A 17,071-nucleotide genomic window follows, 5' to 3' on the forward strand; every position below is an offset into this window, starting at 1 on the left:
CGAGCGCTTCAACTTCCAATTATGCCTTGGTTGGCTCACCTGCTCCGCGCTGCATGGCCAATGTTTTCATGGCCCTCGATCATTTTTCATGGCCCTCGATCATCAAGGCTTGGCAATGACCACCACTGAAACCGTGTTGCTCATCGGTATCTTGTTCTTGGCACTCGTCATCATTGGCAATATCGGCTTCGCCAAACTGGCGGAACGGAGGAATCCACCAATCGGCAAGTTTCTCGAGTGCGACGGCGTCGTGCTCCACTATATCGATCGGGGCGATCCTGCGGCTCCCTGCGTCGTGCTGTTTCACGGCAACGGATCCATGATCCAGGACTTCACGATCAGTGGGCTGGTCGATCTTCTTGCTCGCAGCAACCGCGTGGTGTGCTTCGACCGTCCGGGTTTTGGCTATAGTCGGCGGCCGCGGCTCCGAATATGGAGCGCAGCAGCTCAAGCAGCTTTGTTGATGAAGGCGCTCGACCAGATCGGGGTCCGTGATCCCGTGGTGCTGGGCCATTCCTGGGGCGCGTTCGTCGCTATCGCTCTCGCCATGCGGAAGGATTATCCGATCCGGGGCCTTGTGCTTGCGTCCGGGTACTACTTTCCAACCGGCCGTTTGGATGTCTGGCTGATGTCAGGTCCAGCCATACCGGTTTTGGGCGACCTGGTCAGTTACACTGTCGCGCCTGTCATCTCGTGGGCCATTTTGCCGGGAGCTCTCCGCAAGATTTTCGCGCCCCGGTCCGTCCCGCCGACGTTCAAGAATGAATTTCCATCGTCTCTCGTTCTCAGGCCGACACAATTGAGGGCGGCTGCGGAGGAGAGCGCACTCCTCATTCCAACCGCAGCACAATTCCGAGCCCATTATTCGGCCATGAACGACGACGTGCGAATATTCCATGGAACTGAGGATCGGGTGATCCAACACAAACAAGCGCGGGATTTACATCAAGCGCTGCCTCGGTCCGATCTTCACCTCGTCCCGAATGCCGGACATATGGTCACCTACGCAGACCCCGCGGCCATCACGGAGGCCGTCAATTCAATCATCAATTCTTCTAAGCCAGCTGCTTTTCAAGCTGGAAGGGCACCGAACATATCGTCGAGGTGATTTGGAAAGGAGCGAGGTGATCCGGCCGTCAAGTCTGCCCGCTACTGGCCTGGTTCGGAGGATGGGTTGAGCTCTTGCGCAACCGGTCGCCTGAGGGACAGAGCCAGGCAATCCCTTGTGCGATCCGATTGGGAACGAAGTTTGATGGCGTTCGCGAGAGCTCAACCTATCCTGCGCGCTGACAGCGGCTATGGCCGCCAGCCTCTGGTGCCCAGCAAGATGCCGTGATTGCGCCCGGGCACGTTGAGGTCATGGGTTTTGATTGTCGACCAGTCTACCCTGGATTTCAGCTCGGCCATCGAGTCCAGGGTGACCCTCTCATAAACCTGTATGGCAAAGAGGATGTGGCGGGATGCTGCGCTATTACGAAGGCGAAGGCTTGCTTGCCCCGCTGCGGACCGGGTCCGGTTATCGCGATTATGGTCCGGCGGAGGAGGAGACCGTGCGGCGGATCAAGATGCTCGGTGCGGCCGGGATGACGCTCGAGACGATCCAGCAATTGCTTCCGTGTGTGCGGAACAACGATCCGGCCTTCACGCCGTGCAACGAGCTGCGAAGAATACTCGCCCAGCAAGTCAGCCTGATCGACGAGCGCGTCGAGACGCTCAGCCAAAGCCGGACCATCTTGGTCGGCTACCTCGCAAGCGTGAACTGATCGTGGAACGCGCCGGCGCCCGCCTGTTGGCGGGCGTCGCGCAATGTCAGTAGGGGAGCGCGGTTAGATCCCCAAAATCTTGCGCGCGTTGGCCTTCAGCACCTTCGGCCGGATCTCGTCGCGGATGTCGAGCTTGGCGAAGTCGGCCAGCCAGCGGTCCGGCGTGATGACAGGCCAGTCCGAGCCGAACAGCATCTTGTCCTGAAGAATCGAATTGATGTAGCGCACCAGGATCGGGGGGAAATATTTCGGCGACCAGCCGGACAGGTCGATGTACACGTTCGGCTTGTGGGTCGCGACCGACAGCGCTTCTTCCTGCCAGGGGAAGGAGGGGTGGGCGAGGATGATCTTGAGGTCGGGGAAGTCGGCCGCGACGTCATCCATGTACATCGGGTTGGAATATTTCAGCCGCATCCCCATGCCGCCGGGCATGCCCGAGCCGACGCCGGTCTGGCCGGTGTGGAACAGCGCGATCGCGCCGCCATTGTTGATCTCTTCGTAGAGCGGATAGGCCATGCGATCGTTGGCGTAGAAGCCCTGCATGGTCGGATGGAATTTGAAGCCGCGCACGCCATATTCCTCGATCAGCTTGCGCGCTTCGCGGGCGCCGAGCTTGCCCTTGTGTGGATCGATCGAGACGAAGGGGATGAGGACGTCGAGATGATCGGAGGCGGCCTCGATCATCTCGTAATTGTTGTAGCGGCGGAAGCCGGTCTCGCGCTCGGCATCGACGGGGAAGATCACCGCGGCGATGTTCTTGGAGCGGTAGTACGCTGCGGTCTCCGGCACGGTCGGCGGATGTTTGTGCGGCGATTTGAAATAGTCGGCCATCTGCGCCTGGAAGTCGTCATAGCCGTCGTCGCCGTGCATGCCGCAGGGCTCCTCGGCGTGGGTGTGGATGTCGATGGCGACGACGTCGTCGATATTGGGCAGCTTCAGCTTCGGCATTGGTGTCCTCCCAACGGGTTTGCCGAATTGATTATATTATATAACGAATTTGGCAAGGCGTTGCCGGGGCGCAAACCCACGGCTGTCAAAGTCTTTGTTGGGCTTGGCCGCGAAGCGGTGCGAATTGGCCCGATCCGGCCACATCTACTGTGCATGGGGTTGTTTTCACGATTTTGCCTGGGCGGAAGCCGGCAGTTAACATTGACATCACCTGCCGCCATGCCTTAAGAACCGCCCCGTCCCGGGCGGTCGGTCCGCCGGCGGGAAAGATCTCATTTTGCCACATTCGCGCGTGCCGAAACGGTAGTGCCGAACACGGCCTTTCGAACGTTCAGGATTCTGCCATGAAGGTCCGTAACTCCCTGAAGTCGCTGCGTGGTCGTCACCGCGCCAACCGCCTGGTCCGCCGCAAGGGCCGGGTCTATGTGATCAACAAGGTGCAGCGCCGCTTCAAGGCTCGTCAGGGCTGATCTGAGCGGCTGATTGCCCTCGCGGTCGCCTTCGCGCGTTCCCGCAACACCACGGTCTCACACGAGTTTGACGCCGCCTTTGCTTGGCAAGGGCGGCTTTGCGCGTTTAGACTTTCACCATGACCGTGAGATTCCCGCCTCTGCGCACGCTGTGTTTGGCCCTGGTTCTCGGCACCGCAGGCTTTGCGCCGGCGCTGGCCCAGGATGATCCGGCGCCGCCGATGAAGCAGCAGAAGAAGCTGCCCGAAGCGCCGGCCAAGCTGCCCAAGGCCGAGCGCAGCAAGAATCTCGATTTTCTGTTCGGCGCGCTGAAGGCCGCTCCCGACGAGGCCAGCGCCAAGCATGTCGAGGCGCGGATCTGGGCGATCTGGCTGCAGACCCCAAGCGATACCGCAGCGCTTTTGATGGCGCGGGCCAAGGCCGCCGTCGATGCGCAGAAGATCGATGTCGCGATCAAGCTGCTGGATTCCGTCATCAAGCTCCGGCCCGACTACATCGAGGCTTGGAACCGGCGCGCCACGCTCTATTACATGCAGAACGACTATGCCCGCTCGCTCGCCGACATCCGCGAGGTGCTGATCCGGGAGCCGCGTCATTTCGGCGCGCTCGCAGGGCTCGGCATGATCATGCAGGACGTCGGCGACGAGAAGCGCGCGCTCGAGGCCTACCGCAAGGCGCTCGCCGTCAATCCGCACCTGGAGAAGATCCCCGAGCAGGTGAAGGCTTTGACCGAGAAGGTCGAAGGCCGCGACATCTAGCCGATATTTCGATCATTTTTCGAATGGTTGCCGCACGTGGCGATTAACCACGAAGACACAGGCCAAATCGCAAGCACTGTTGTCGGCGCTCCCGCAGGTCTACCTGCATGGCAGGAGCAATAGCCATGAAGCGTCTGATGGTTGCTTGTAGCTTGCTGTTGGTGTCGGGGACGATGAGCCTCGCCGACGGATTGTTCTGGGTGGTCGGCAACCGCGCCACCGGCAAGTGTAACATCGTGACCAGCAATCCGGTCATCAACGGCGACACCTGGTTCGGCGACGGTCCTTACAAATCGAGGGACGATGCCAAGCTGGCGCGCTCGACCATCCGCGCCTGTCCCGTGCTCACGCCGGACGAGCAAAAGGCCGAGGACGGCGCGGGCTAGCTAGCCAGCCTGCGTGTCAGTGCAGGACGCTGGTGCCACGCTCCGCCAGGCCTCGATTGACGACCGCTGCGTAGGCCTTGGCGAGTTCCGTCTCGAGATGCTCGTTGATCAGGAGCAGCGCCCGCACGGCTCCGCGCAGATCGCCGTTGCAGCTTGCGATGATCTCGTCGATTGCGGTGTCGTTCGATCTGAAGCTCATCGAAAAATCCTCCGGTTCAAACCAGGACAATCCTGCCGGTCTTTCCTGCATTCCCCGAGGCTGCGAGGAGGGATCGGCGCCCATCCGCGTCTCAATGGCGGAACCGACCGTGGCGATTATAAGGAAGCTGCGATGACGGCTGCATGAAGTTGGTCCGAGCCTGGCGCATCAGCCGACAGGGCGATTGATTTCATTGAGTTTTCTGGCTCGGCAATTGTGCACATATCCACAGGTCGGCGTTTTGGATGGAGGCGCTCATCCGGCTTGCGCGAAACTGCGGACAGCATCATTTCGTAGCTGCCATGTGGCCTGGATCCTCCGGACTTTCTCAATGATCGTTTTATCCGTCTTGACGGCACTGGTTGTGCTGGCGCTGGTCACGCAGGCCGGAATTGTCGCCCTGCAACGTTCTTTTCCGCCCCAGGGGCGGATGATCGAGGTCGATGGTGCGACGCTCCATGTCGTCGACATCGGTCCGCGCGACGCGGGCCCGCCGGTCGTGATGTTGCACGGGGCAAGCTCCAACCTCGAAGTGATGCGGCATCCGCTCGGCGACCTTCTGGCGAAGCGGCACCGCGTCATCCTGATCGACCGGCCCGGGCATGGCTGGAGCACACGTGCACGGCGGCAGGATTCGACGCCGGAGATTCAGGCGCGGATGATCGACGCGGCGCTCGGCAGGCTCGGGATCGATCGCGCTGTTTTCGTCGTGCATTCCTGGAGCGGCGCACTCGGTACGCGGCTGGCGCTCGATCATGCAAGCCGCGTGGCCGGACTCGTGATGCTGGCGCCAGTGACGCATCCCTGGCGCGGCGGCGTCGGCCGCTACAACGAGATCATCGCAATGCCCGTGATCGGCCCGCTGCTCGCTTACACCATCACGCTGCCGCTGGGCTATTTCGTCGCTGAGTCTGGTGCGCGCAGCGTTTTCATGCCGCAGACGATGCCCGATGGTTTTGTGAAGCAGTCCGCGACGCCGCTGTTGCTGAGGCCGCGGGAATTCATCGCCAATGCCTATGATCTGGTAACGCTGAAGTCGTCGGTGGCCGCGCAGGCTCCGCGCTACGGCGAGATCAAGATGCCGGTCACGATCATTGCCGGCGAGCCCGACAAGACGGTGAAGACCGATTTCCACGCACGCCCCTTCGCGGCGATGGTCGCGAATGCGAAGCTGATCGTGCTGCCCGATCTCGGCCACATGGTGCAGAACGCGGTGCCGGATCTCGTGAAAACGGAGATCGAGACGATGATTGCCAACATCGGCTCGCCGCAGGCGGCCGCCGGTTAAATCCGGCGGCCGCCATTCGGCCGCTTACTGCTTGATCTTGCCGTCCTTGTCGAACTGCGAGACATAGGCCCAGAGATTGTTGATCTCGTTCTCGTTCTTGATGCCGGCGAATGCCATCTTGGTCCCGGGGATCTTGGCCTTCGGGTCCTTGATGTATTCCTTGAACTGCGCCTCATTCCAGGTGATGCCGGAATTCTTGTTCGCGTCCGAATAATTGTAATCAGGTGCGGTGCCGGAATGGCGGCCATCGAGGCCGTTCAATTCGGGGCCCACCTTGTTCTTGGCGCCTTCGCCGATCGCGTGGCAGGCCAGGCACTTGTTGAACGACGTTTTGCCGGCCGCGACATCCTGCGCCATCGCGCTGGAGGCCGCGGCAGTGACGGTGAGGATCATCAGCGCGCCAAAAGTCAGTTTTTTCATAGGGTGCTCTTCGTCTCTTTCCCGGTGGGTCTCATCTGATCGGTTTTCGTCGAACCCCCCGGTTTTGGCATGGCTCGCGCGGCTTCGACAAGCCACCAAACCATGACAGGTTTCATGTCTGCCTACTTGTCCCGGAGCGAACTCGCCGCAGATCGTGGCTCCGACTTTTGGACGGCCTACCCAAACCAGCGCGAACGTGATTGATTTGCCGTGATAGAATTGACCGTGCGGGGCAAGCCGGAACGCTATGCCGTGAAGGAATTGAGATGGCCATCATGATGCCTGCGAGTGACCAGGCAGTGCTCGCGCGCCGCGCGGAGATCGTTGCTGCATTGCGCGCAATCGTGCCCGGCGAGGGCGTGATCGATACGCCTGCCGAGATGCGGGCCTATGAATCCGATGGGCTGACCGCCTATCGGCAGCCGCCGATGGTCGTGGTGCTGCCTGATACGACCGAGCAGGTCTCGCTGATTCTGAAATATTGCGCCGGGCAGGGCATCAAGGTGGTGCCGCGCGGCTCCGGCACCTCGCTATCAGGCGGCGCACTGCCGCTGGAAGACGGCGTGCTGCTGGGGCTCGGCAAGTTCAAGCGCATTCGCGAGATCGATTTCGACAACCGTGTCGTCGTCACCGAGCCCGGCGTCACCAATCTGGCGATCAGCCAGGCGGTCGCGCATGCCGGCTTCTACTACGCGCCCGATCCGTCCTCGCAGATCGCCTGCTCGATCGGCGGCAATGTCGCGGAAAATTCCGGCGGCGTGCACTGCCTGAAATATGGTATGACCACCAACAACGTACTCGGTTGCGAGATTGTCCTGATGAGCGGTGAGATCCTGCGCATCGGCGGCAAAGGGTGCGAGAATTCAGGCTATGACCTGATGGGTGTCATCACCGGCTCGGAGGGCCTGCTCGGCGTCATCACCGAGATCACGGTGCGCATCCTGCAAAAGCCGGAGACGGCGCGTGCGCTGATGGTCGGCTTCGCGGAAGTCGAGGCGGCCGGCGAATGCGTCGCGCGCATCATCGGCGCCGGCATCATTCCCGGCGGCATGGAGATGATGGACAAGCCGGCGATCCATGCCGCCGAAGCCTTTGTCCATGCCGGCTATCCGCTCGACGTGGAAGCGCTGCTCATCATCGAGCTCGATGGTCCCAAGATCGAGGTCGACGAACTGATCACGCGCGTCGAGACCATCGCGAATGCCTGTGGCTCGACCACCTGCCAGATCTCGACCTCGGAGGCCGAACGCAATCTGTTCTGGGCGGGCCGCAAGGCCGCATTCCCGGCGGTGGGCCGCATCTCGCCCGACTATCTCTGCATGGACGGCACCATCCCGCGTGGCGCGCTGCCGAAGGCGCTCGCGCGCATCCGCGAGCTCTCGGAAAAATACCAGCTCGGCTGCGCCAACGTGTTCCACGCCGGCGACGGCAATCTGCATCCGCTGATTCTTTACGATGCCAACAAGCCCGGCGAAATCGAGCGTGCGGAAGCCTTCGGCGCCGACATCCTGCGCGCCTGCGTCGAGTTCGGCGGCGTGCTCACCGGGGAGCACGGCGTCGGCATCGAGAAGCGCGACCTGATGGGCGACATGTTCACCGAGATCGATCTCGACCAGCAGCAGCGGCTGAAATGCGCCTTTGATGCGCAGGGTCTGCTCAATCCCGGAAAGGTGTTTCCGACGCTGCACCGCTGCGCCGAGCTTGGTCGCATGCATGTGCATGCGGGCAAGGTAGCATTTCCCGAGATTCCCCGGTTCTGACGGCCGGTGATCTGGCACGGTGCGATGGCGATCCGGACGGCGGTTCGTCTCCCGCATTGCACCCAGGGACCGGCGCCTTCGCGGGCCCCCTTTGGTGCGCGAAATTTGATTTTCGCCTCGAATTTGGTTACCGCCTTTTCCCGTGGATACGCTCAGGGTCAGAGACGCCAAAGACGTCGAAGAGGCGGTGCGCGCGGCGATTGCCAATGAGCAGCCGCTCGAGATCATCGGCCATGGCAGCAAGCGCGCCATCGGGCATACGATGGCGACCAACGCCGTGCTCGATATCTCCGCGCTGAATGCGGTCACCTCCTATGAGCCCAACGAATTGATCGTGACGCTCCAGGCCGGCGCGCCGCTGGCCGACGTGCTCTCGCTGATCGACGCCAAGAACCAGCAATTCGCCTTTGAGCCGATGAATACGGCCCCACTGCTCGGCGCGTCCGCGACAGGCACCATCGGCGGGATGATCGCGGCGGGCCTCGCCGGTCCGCGGCGCATCAGGGCGGGCGGGGCGCGCGACCACCTGCTGGGGGCGCATGCCGTCTCCGGCTTCGGCGACAGCTTCAAGACCGGCGGCAAGGTGGTCAAGAACGTCACCGGCTACGATCTCTGCAAGCTGCTGGCAGGGTCCTGGGGCACGCTGTCTGTCATGACCGAAGTGACGCTGAAGGTGATGCCGAAGCCCGAAGCCGAACGGACGCTGCTGCTGCGCGGGCTCGATGACGCGGTCGCCAACAAGGCGATGACCGCGGCCCTCGGCTCGCCCTATGACGTCTCGGGCGCCGCGCATCTGCCGAAATCGGCCTTCCGGGCCAGGACCGACGAGCTTGGCGACATTGCGGCCCAGGACGAGGCGCTGACGGTGTTGCGGCTCGAGGGCATCACGGCCTCCGTCAGCCACCGCGCCGGCTCGCTGCGTGAACTGCTGGCGCCGTTTGGAACCGCGACCCTGGTCGAGGACGCCGCGTCGTCCGCGCTGTGGGCCACCGTCCGCGACGTGCTGCCATTCGCGGCCGGCGGCGCGCTGGCCGCCTGGCCGGTGTGGCGGATCGTCTGTCCGCCGGCTTCAGGTGCCGCGCTCGGCACGCAATTGGCGCGCGAGACCGGGGGCGAGGTCATCTACGACTGGGGCGGCGGTCTGATCTGGGCGGCGCTGCCGCCGAAGGCTGACGCGCATGCTTCGGCCGTGCGCCAGCGGACCAGTGCGTTCGGCGGGCATGCGACGCTGATCCGGGCGGCCGAGGACGTCAGGCGCGGCGTCGACGTCTTCCATCCGCAAGCGCCCGGTCTCGCCGCGCTGAGCGAACGGGTCCGCGCCAGTTTCGATCCGAAGTCGATCTTGAACCGGGGACGCCTGAAGCGGGACGCTACCGCATGAAAACCGAATTCTCACTCGCGCAACTCGCCGACCCCGACATTGCGGAAGCCGACAAGATCCTGCGCGCCTGTGTCCATTGCGGCTTCTGCACCGCGACCTGCCCGACTTATGTCCTGCTCGGCGACGAACTCGATAGCCCGCGCGGCCGCATCTATTTGATCAAGGAGATGCTGGAGAAGGATCAGGCGCCGACCGCTGAAGTGGTCAAGCATGTCGACCGCTGCCTGTCGTGCCTGGCCTGCATGACCACCTGCCCCTCGGGGGTGAACTACATGCACCTCGTCGACCAGGCCCGGGTCAGGATCGAGCAGCGCTACCAGCGGCCGCTCGCGGAGCGGCTGTTGCGTCAGGTGCTCGCCTTCGTCCTGCCGGACCCGCAGCGGTTTCGCATCAGCATGCGGTTGGCACAGCTGGCGCGGCCATTCGCCGTTTTCCTGCCGACCCCGCGGCCCTCGGCCACGCCAGGCCTGATCCAGCGCCTCAAGGCGATGCTGGCGCTGGCGCCGAACCGGCTGCCCACACCCGGCGCCCTTCCGGGCAGCGTATTCGCGGCGCTCGGCAAGAAGCGCGGCCGGGTCGCGTTGCTCCAGGGCTGCGCCCAGCAGGTTCTGGCGCCCCGCATCAACCAGGCGGCCATCAACCTGCTCACCCGCCACGGCATCGAGGTGGTCCTGGTCAAGGACGAGCAATGCTGCGGCGCGCTCACCCATCACCTCGGTCACGACGATGATGCGCTGGCACGGGCCCGCGCCAATGTCACGGCGTGGCAGAAGGAGGCCGCCGGCGAGGGGCTCGACGCCATCCTGGTGACCACGTCCGGTTGCGGCACGGTGATCAAGGACTACGGTTATCTGCTGCGTGAAGACGCCGCGTTCGCAGCCGATGCGGCGAAGGTGTCCGCGCTCGCGAAGGACATCACCGAGTACGTCGCCGGTCTCGGACTTGAACCGTCGGCGCGACAGGACAACATCGTCGTCGCCTATCACTCCGCGTGTTCGTTGCAGCACGGTCAGAAAATCACGGGGCTTCCGAAAGAATTGCTTTCCAAGAACGGATTCGTGGTGAAAGATGTGCCGGAGAGCCATTTGTGTTGCGGTTCGGCGGGGACCTACAACATTCTCCAGCCCGAGCTTGCGAGCCGGTTGCGCGATCGCAAGGTCGCCAACATCGCGAGCGTCGAGCCGGACATGATTGCCGCGGGCAATATCGGCTGCATGGTGCAGATTGCCAGTGGCACGTCACTTCCGGTCGTACACACGATTGAGCTTCTCGATTGGGCTACGGGCGGGTCGCGGCCGGCATTGAATCCGTCGTGCTGAGCTTTCGCCTTGATGACGGTTGAAGGGCGCCCGATCGATCATTGTTCGGCGGCAACAGGAGGATCACGATGGCGAAAGCGAGCAAGAAAAAAAGCAAGAAGGCCAAAAAGGCCAAGAAGGTTGTAGCGGCGAAGAGGACGACAAAGAAGAAGGCGGCCAAGAAGGCCGCGAAGAAATCGGCCAAGAAGGCCGCGCCAAAGAAAGCCGCCAAGAAGACGGCCAAGAAGGCTGCGCCCAAGAAGGCTGTGAAGGCAGCACCGAAGAAAGCTGCAAAGAGGGCAGCTCCGAAGAAGGCGAAGGCAGCTCCCGCGCCGAAGCCGGCGGCTGCGCCGGCTCCCGAGCCCGCCGCGGAGACTAGCTGGGCGATGCCTTCGTCTTCTGCGGAGCCGACACAGGCCGACGGGCAAGGCTAGCACCGAGGCCAGGACTAGGGCTGAGCTCAAGACTGGGCTCAGGCTGGGTCAACCATGACCCAATGATCGACATCGGAAAGGCCGCGGCCGGTGACGCTGCGGCCTTTTTTGCATTGCCGCCACAGCGGCCGGACACTGCCCGTTTTCGAGTCAGCGATTCGTGGCACCTGTGCCATTGCCGGCTCGGGCATCCGTAAGAACCCGGATTCCGGTGCGCACTTTGCGTGAAAATTATGTGATCCAGAAGCAACACTGGCTGGCAACCTTTCGTAGAATCGCCATAACGCCCAAAAAGTCGGCAGATGCTCTCGTTTTTTGCTTCTCGCTTGACGCCCGGCACTTCAAATTGCCGCTCTAACGCAATTTTGCAGACACGTCGTGCGCCCCGGGGGGCTTCCGGGAATCCGACTGAGTAGAACTGGTGATGGGGATCGAAATGAAGAAATTGACTTTGTTGGCAACGGCGCTGGCAATGGTGACGGGTTCGGCTTTCGCAGCGGATATGCCTTTGAAGGCTGTGAAGGCTCCCCCGGCGCCCGCCTTCGATCCCTGGGATATCGCCTTCGGCGGCGCGATCATGAACGACTACATCTTCCGTGGCGTGACCCAGTCGAACCACAAGCCGTCGGTCGCGGCCTATTTCGAGCCGCGCTACAACGTCACCAAGGACCTGCAGCTCTATGTCGGCCTGTCGGGTGAGAGCATCTCCTTTGCCAACCGGGCCGCAGCTGAAATCGACGTCTACGGCGGTATCCGCCCGACCTTCGGCGCGTTTGCCTTGGACATCGGTGTCTGGGGTTATCTCTATCCAGGTGGAAACTGCGCCGACAACGTCCCCGGCGGCGGCGGCTCCTGCCCGGTCAGCGCCAACACGATCTTCCTTGCCAACGGCAACGTCATGAAGAAGGACGTCAGCTTCTTCGAAGTCTACGGCAAGGGGACTTACACCATCAACGACAACTGGGTGATCGGCCTGAACGAGTACTACTCGCCGAACTTCCTGAACTCCGGCGCCTGGGGCGACTACGCCTCGATCACCGCGAAGTACACCGCGCCCAGCACGATCTTCGGCTCGAGCGGCGTCGGCATGTATGTGTCGGGTGAATTCGGTCGGCAGTGGCTCGGTACGTCCGATAGCTTCTATGCAGTCCCGGCTTTCCCGAACGGCATCAAGTACGCCGACTACAACACCTGGAACATCGGCGTCGGCTTCACCTACAAGGTGTTCACGCTCGATCTGCGCTACTCCGACACCGACCTGAACAAGGGCAATTGCAACGCCTTTACCAGCGCCTTCAATGGTTCGGGCTCCAACAATGTCACCGCCATCAACCCGACTGGCGTCGGCTCCAACTGGTGCGGCGCTGCCGGTATCGCCAAGCTGTCCTTCGACCTGACGGCGATGACCAATCTCAAGTAGCCTTCTTCCCGAAGCGACTTGAACGAGGGCGGCAGAGCAATCTGCCGCCCTTTTGTTTTGGGGTGCTCCGTCATTGCGAGCGTCGCGGAGCAATCCAGTATCCCTCCGCGGAAGCGGTCTGGATTGCGTCGTCGCAAGAGCTCCTCGCAATGACGAGGCCCGAGTTGCGGGGCGCTCGGAGGGCGGCGAGGAAGCGGCCCATTCCGTTCTTTCGACGCGACAGCCGACGACGAGGGACGCGCCTCAGCGCGCCGTACTCGGCTCCGGCTCGGCCGGTGCGCCGCCATTGCCCAGGACGTGGATCGCGCCGTCCTTCACCATGCTCACCTTGCGGGTGTGGAAGGCATCGAGCGTCGAGCGATGCCCGATCGAGACGATGGTGGCCTGCGGCAGCCTCTCCGTCAGCAACCTGTAGAGCCGTGCCTCGGAGGGCTCGTCGAGCGAGGCGGTGGCCTCGTCCAGGAACAGATAGTCCGGCGCATGCAGCAGCGCGCGGGCAAGCCCCAGGCGCTGCTGCTCGCCGAGCGAAAGCATCCTGTTCCAATGGCCTTCCTCATTGAGCCGCTCGGCGAGGTCGGGCAGGCCGACCGACGTCACCGCGTCCCTGATTCGGGTTGCCTGAAACGCGCCGGGCGCTGCCGGGTAGATCACGGCGTCACCCAATGCACCGACCGGGAAATAGGGGCGTTGCGGCAGCATCATCAGCTTCGCCTGCGCAGGGATGACGATGCTGCCGGTGCCGAACGGCCAGATGCCCGCGATGGCGCGGAACAGCGTCGACTTGCCGGAGCCCGACGGTCCGGTCACGAGCACGCGCTCCGGCGTCTCGATGGCGAAACCGTCGGCGGCGACCAGCGGCGCGCCGTTGGGCAGGTTCACGCAGAGCTTGTCGAGGCCGATATTCCGGCTGCCGCCCGCTGCCTTCAGTTCAATCGTCGGCTCATGCGCCGACACGTTTGCCGCCGTAGCGACCGACATCTCGAAGCCATCGAGACGAGCGACGATCGAGCGCCATTCCGCGAGCGATCGATAAGCCACGACGAAGAACGACAGCGCACCCTGCACGCTCGAAAAGGCCGATGCGGTCTGCATCATGTCGCCGAGCTGGATCTTCTTGGCGAAGAAGGCCGGGGCGACCAGCACGTAGGGAAAGATCACGGCGGCCTGCTGATAGCTCGCCGTGAACATCGTCAGGCGCTTGGTCCGGCTCATGATCGCGTACCAATTGCCGATCACGAAGCCGAAGCGATCCAGCAGGCGGCCGCGTTCGGCGCCTTCCCCCTTCAGCAATGCGATCTGCTCGGAGTTCTCGCGGACACGGACGAGGTTGAAGCGGAAGTCGGCTTCATAGCGCTGCTGCTCGAAATTGAGATTGACCAGCGGCGCGCCGATCCAGTGGGTCAGAGCGGTGCCGAAGATCGCGTAGATCAGCGCGCCCCAGCACAGATAGCCCGGGATCATGTAGTCGGTGCCGAACAAGTGCAGTGGCGCGGCGTTGGAGAGACCCCAGAGGATGATGACGAAAGAGAACAGCGTCACGATCGACGAGAGCAGGCCCAGGCCGATGGTCAGGGTCTGCTCGACGAAGTTCTTGACGTCTTCCGTGATGCGCTGGTCCGGGTTGTCGGCGGCATCGCCCTTGAGCTGCATGCGATAGTGCGTGGCGCTCTCGAGCCATTCGCCGAGATAGTGCCGTGTCAGCCATTGGCGCCAGCGGATCTGCAGCCACTGGTTCAGATAGAGCTTGTAGACGGCCAGCGCGATGTAGACCGAGGCGAGGCCGATGAAGATCCAGATCTGCGTCACGAAGGCATCGAGGTCGTTGGCCTGGAGCGCGCTGTAGAACCGGTTCTGCCACTGGTTCACGAGCACGTCGATCGCGACCAGCGCCAGCTCGATCGTGATGACGGCGGCGAGCAGGCCGCCGCCGGCCCATTTGTCCTCCGACCGGAAATAGGGGATGGCGATTCGCCAGACGATCGCGAGCGTGGCGCGGATGTTGTTCACAGAGTGGGATCTCCTGAGGGACATTCACAGCGGCCCCGAAAGCCAAGCGGCCGGGGCCACGGCAGAAGAGGGGCGCGCTTAGACTAAAGTCGCAAGTCGTGCAATTTGCGTTGGCGAGCCACGGCTTGCAATCCTAGCATGGCAACAACGGCATGGGGTGGGGGGCCTCCAGCTTTTCGCGAGCTTGTGAGCAGGCGGGAACCGCGGTTCTCGCGAGGAATTCGCGTTCAACTCGGGGGTTATCGCTTCCAGCGCCAAGCAGGTTCGGCTGTCCACGCGGCCACCTGCCGTACACATGCGTGGGCGGAGGAAGACCATGTGGAATCAAATCTATGACCCGCTGCACAGCCCTGTGCTGTCGACGATCGCGGCGGCGGTACCCGTCGTCACGTTGCTGGTCCTGATCGCGAGCGGGCGCGTTCAGGCTCACATCGCAGCCATCATCGCCGTGATCGTCACCAACCTGATCACGATCTTCGTTTTCACCATGCCGGTGAACATGTCGATCCGCGCCTCGATCCTCGGCATCGTGACCGGCTTCTTTCCAATCGGCTGGATCGTTCTCAACGTCATCTTCCTCTATCAGGTGACGGTGACGACCGGGCGGTTCGAGCTGTTGAAGCGCGCGGTCGGCGGCGTCACCGAGGACCGGCGCCTGCAATTGCTGCTGATCGCCTTCTCGTTCGGCGCCTTCTTCGAGGGGGCATCGGGCTTCGGTACGCCGGTGGCGATCACCGGCGCCGTGCTGATCGGTCTCGGTTTCTCGCCGCTCGCGGCCTCCGGCCTGTCGCTGATTGCGAACACCGCGCCGGTTGCCTTCGGCGCGCTGGGCACACCGATCCAGGGCCTCGCCTCGGTCACCGGGCTCGATCCCTACATTCTCGGCGCCATGGTTGGCCGGCAATTGCCGCTGTTCTCGCTGATCGTGCCGTTCTGGGTGGTGTGGGCGTTCGCGGGCTGGAAGGGCATGAAAGACGTCTGGCCGGCCATCCTCGTGACCGGCGTGACGTTCGCGGTCCCGCAATTCGTGATCTCGAACTTCGTCAATCCCTGGATCGTCGACATCGGCGCGTCGCTGATCTCGATGGGCGCGCTGATCCTGTTCCTGAAGGTCTGGCAGCCGAAGCAGCTGTGGCTGTCGCCGGCGTTGCGCGGACGTGATGAATCGACAGCGACCATGGCCACGGCAAAACCGCTCGACAAGACGCCGCTGACGCAAGGCGAGCTCCTCAGCGCGCTGTTGCCGTGGTTCATCGTCTGCGTCGTGATGCTGATCTGGGGCAATGGTGCCTTCAAGACCTGGGCGAACGGCATCTTCACCTGGAACTACGCCGTCCCTGAGCTGCACCAGATGATCAACAAGATGCCGCCGGTGGCGCCCGCGCCGACCAAGGAAGCCGCGGTGTTCGGCTTCACCTATCTGTCCTTTACCGGCACCGGCATGCTGATCGCGGCGATCATCTCGGGCTTCCTGATGGGCGTCGGTCCCGGCCGGCTGCTGGTTGAATACGGCCGCACCATAAGGCTCTGTGCGATCTCGCTGATCACGATCTCGGCGATGCTCGCGATCGGCACGCTGACGCGCCTCTCTGGCGTCGACGCGACGCTCGGTCTCGCCTTTGCCGCAACCGGCGTGCTCTATCCCTTCTTCGGCACGCTGCTCGGCTGGTTGGGCGTGGCGCTGACCGGATCCGATACGTCGTCGAACATCCTGTTCGGCAACCTCCAGAAGATCACGTCGCAGCAGCTCGGTCTGTCGCCGATCCTGATGGCGGCGGCGAACTCGTCCGGCGGCGTGATGGGCAAGATGATCGATGCGCAATCGATCGTCGTCGCCTCGACCGCCACCAACTGGTACGGTCACGAAGGCACGATCCTGCGTTTCGTGTTCTGGCACTCGATCGTGCTGGCCTGCCTCGTCGGTGTGTTCGTGACGTTGCAAGCCTATGTCTATCCGTTCACTGAGCTCGTCCTGAAGTAGCAAGCGAGGGCCGGCTTCGACGCAAATCCCCGCTGGATCCTCCAGCGGGGATTTGTGTGTCGTGAACCCACGAACCTTCTCAAAGGCTTGTTCGTCTTATAGAAGACCCGGCAAATCGGGTCGGTCGAGAGGTCTCATGGTGTCGTTGAAGCAGATGGTGTGTGGCGCGGCTGCGTTGCTTGTGATGTCCGCGGTCGCGCGTGCGGAAGAGGGCTTTCCCTTCGGCACCGAGATGACGATGGAGGCCCTGCCGCAGCCCGGCTCGAAGCGCATCCCGAACCTCGAGATCGGCGACAACGGCGAGGTCGTGCTCGAGCTCTGGTGCAAGGGCGGCAAGGGTCAATTCTCGGTGGCTGGCAACACCGTGATCTTCGTTCCCGGCGCAATTCAGGATCGGTCCTGTCCGCCGGCCAAGGCCCAGGCCGATGACGATCTCGTCGCGGCGCTCGCCGCCGTCGAGACCTGGAAGCGCCAGGGCGACGTGCTCACGCTGATCGGCCCGAAGACGCTGCGTTTCCGCGAGAACGGGAATTAGCTGGCTCGCTGTCGTACCCCGGC

Annotated in this window: 17 protein-coding genes; 13 read left to right on the forward strand and 4 right to left on the reverse strand. The window is 62.9% G+C overall.

Going from position 1 to position 17,071, the window contains the following annotated elements; genetic code table 11:
• Positions 1-88: 88 nt before the first annotated feature.
• Positions 89-1,108, forward strand: coding sequence for an alpha/beta fold hydrolase (locus tag BM222_RS18205; protein WP_244547181.1), 1,020 nt, complete (start codon positions 89-91; stop codon positions 1,106-1,108).
• 352 nt (positions 1,109-1,460) lie between these two features.
• Positions 1,461-1,763, forward strand: a complete 303-nt coding sequence (locus BM222_RS18210; protein ID WP_092229946.1) for a MerR family transcriptional regulator — start codon at positions 1,461-1,463, stop codon at positions 1,761-1,763.
• A 63-nt stretch (positions 1,764-1,826) separates the two neighbouring features.
• Here the strand turns inward: BM222_RS18210 and BM222_RS18215 are convergent, their stop codons facing one another.
• Positions 1,827-2,711 (reverse strand): amidohydrolase family protein, encoded by an 885-nt coding sequence (locus BM222_RS18215; RefSeq protein ID WP_092229948.1) that lies wholly within the window; start codon positions 2,709-2,711, stop codon positions 1,827-1,829.
• A gap of 344 nt (positions 2,712-3,055) precedes the next feature.
• Here BM222_RS18215 and ykgO point away from each other — a divergent pair, with 344 nt between their 5' ends.
• The 3 genes from ykgO to BM222_RS18230 all read left to right on the forward strand — a co-directional run bounded on the left by ykgO (position 3,056) and on the right by BM222_RS18230 (position 4,325).
• On the forward strand, positions 3,056-3,181 hold the full coding sequence (gene ykgO, locus BM222_RS18220) for a type B 50S ribosomal protein L36 (RefSeq protein WP_006611362.1): 126 nt from the start codon (positions 3,056-3,058) through the stop codon (positions 3,179-3,181).
• Positions 3,182-3,300: 119 nt separating this feature from the next.
• Positions 3,301-3,939, forward strand: a complete 639-nt coding sequence (locus BM222_RS18225) for a tetratricopeptide repeat protein (protein WP_092229950.1) — start codon at positions 3,301-3,303, stop codon at positions 3,937-3,939.
• 125 nt (positions 3,940-4,064) lie between these two features.
• Positions 4,065-4,325, forward strand: coding sequence for a hypothetical protein (locus tag BM222_RS18230; RefSeq protein ID WP_092229952.1), 261 nt, complete (start codon positions 4,065-4,067; stop codon positions 4,323-4,325).
• A gap of 16 nt (positions 4,326-4,341) precedes the next feature.
• Here BM222_RS18230 and BM222_RS18235 read toward each other — a convergent pair whose 3' ends face one another.
• Positions 4,342-4,524, reverse strand: coding sequence for a hypothetical protein (locus BM222_RS18235; RefSeq protein WP_092229955.1), 183 nt, complete (start codon positions 4,522-4,524; stop codon positions 4,342-4,344).
• Positions 4,525-4,855: 331 nt separating this feature from the next.
• On the opposite strand from BM222_RS18235, the gene BM222_RS18240 reads away from it, so the two are divergent.
• Positions 4,856-5,812, forward strand: a complete 957-nt coding sequence (locus tag BM222_RS18240) for an alpha/beta fold hydrolase (protein WP_177243297.1) — start codon at positions 4,856-4,858, stop codon at positions 5,810-5,812.
• 24 nt (positions 5,813-5,836) lie between these two features.
• Here the strand turns inward: BM222_RS18240 and cycA are convergent, their stop codons facing one another.
• The gene (cycA, locus tag BM222_RS18245; RefSeq protein WP_092229959.1) at positions 5,837-6,232 is read right to left on the reverse strand and encodes a cytochrome c-550 CycA; all 396 of its coding nucleotides are present in this window, start codon (positions 6,230-6,232) and stop codon (positions 5,837-5,839) included.
• A gap of 266 nt (positions 6,233-6,498) precedes the next feature.
• Between cycA and BM222_RS18250 the strand changes: the two genes are divergently transcribed.
• The 5 genes from BM222_RS18250 (at position 6,499) to BM222_RS18270 (ending at position 12,525) form a co-directional block, all read left to right on the forward strand.
• Positions 6,499-7,992: an FAD-linked oxidase C-terminal domain-containing protein gene (locus tag BM222_RS18250; protein ID WP_092229961.1), complete on the forward strand. Its 1,494-nt coding sequence runs from the start codon at positions 6,499-6,501 to the stop codon at positions 7,990-7,992.
• 142 nt (positions 7,993-8,134) lie between these two features.
• Positions 8,135-9,373 (forward strand): FAD-binding protein, encoded by a 1,239-nt coding sequence (locus tag BM222_RS18255; protein WP_092229963.1) that lies wholly within the window; start codon positions 8,135-8,137, stop codon positions 9,371-9,373.
• Positions 9,370-10,692 carry a glycolate oxidase subunit GlcF gene (gene glcF, locus BM222_RS18260; RefSeq protein WP_092229965.1) on the forward strand — a complete coding sequence of 441 codons (1,323 nt, stop codon included), beginning with the start codon at positions 9,370-9,372 and terminating at the stop codon, positions 10,690-10,692. The genes BM222_RS18255 and glcF overlap by 4 nt, the downstream gene beginning before the upstream one ends.
• Before the next feature lie 68 nt (positions 10,693-10,760).
• Entirely contained in the window at positions 10,761-11,105 is a 345-nt protein-coding gene (locus BM222_RS18265; protein ID WP_092230189.1) for a histone, read from the forward strand.
• A gap of 436 nt (positions 11,106-11,541) precedes the next feature.
• Positions 11,542-12,525, forward strand: coding sequence for a TorF family putative porin (locus BM222_RS18270; RefSeq protein WP_177243299.1), 984 nt, complete (start codon positions 11,542-11,544; stop codon positions 12,523-12,525).
• 243 nt (positions 12,526-12,768) lie between these two features.
• Here the strand turns inward: BM222_RS18270 and BM222_RS18275 are convergent, their stop codons facing one another.
• Complete coding sequence (locus BM222_RS18275; protein WP_092229969.1) at positions 12,769-14,532, reverse strand: ABC transporter ATP-binding protein/permease; 1,764 nt, start codon at positions 14,530-14,532, stop codon at positions 12,769-12,771.
• Between the two features lie 316 nt (positions 14,533-14,848).
• Between BM222_RS18275 and BM222_RS18280 the strand changes: the two genes are divergently transcribed.
• Positions 14,849-16,513 (forward strand): L-lactate permease, encoded by a 1,665-nt coding sequence (locus BM222_RS18280; protein ID WP_092229971.1) that lies wholly within the window; start codon positions 14,849-14,851, stop codon positions 16,511-16,513.
• 136 nt (positions 16,514-16,649) lie between these two features.
• Entirely contained in the window at positions 16,650-17,048 is a 399-nt protein-coding gene (locus BM222_RS18285) for an META domain-containing protein (RefSeq protein ID WP_092229973.1), read from the forward strand.
• The last annotated feature ends 23 nt before the right edge of the window (positions 17,049-17,071 follow it).

Source organism: Bradyrhizobium sp. Gha (genome assembly GCF_900113735.1).
Lineage (GTDB): Bacteria > Pseudomonadota > Alphaproteobacteria > Rhizobiales > Xanthobacteraceae > Bradyrhizobium.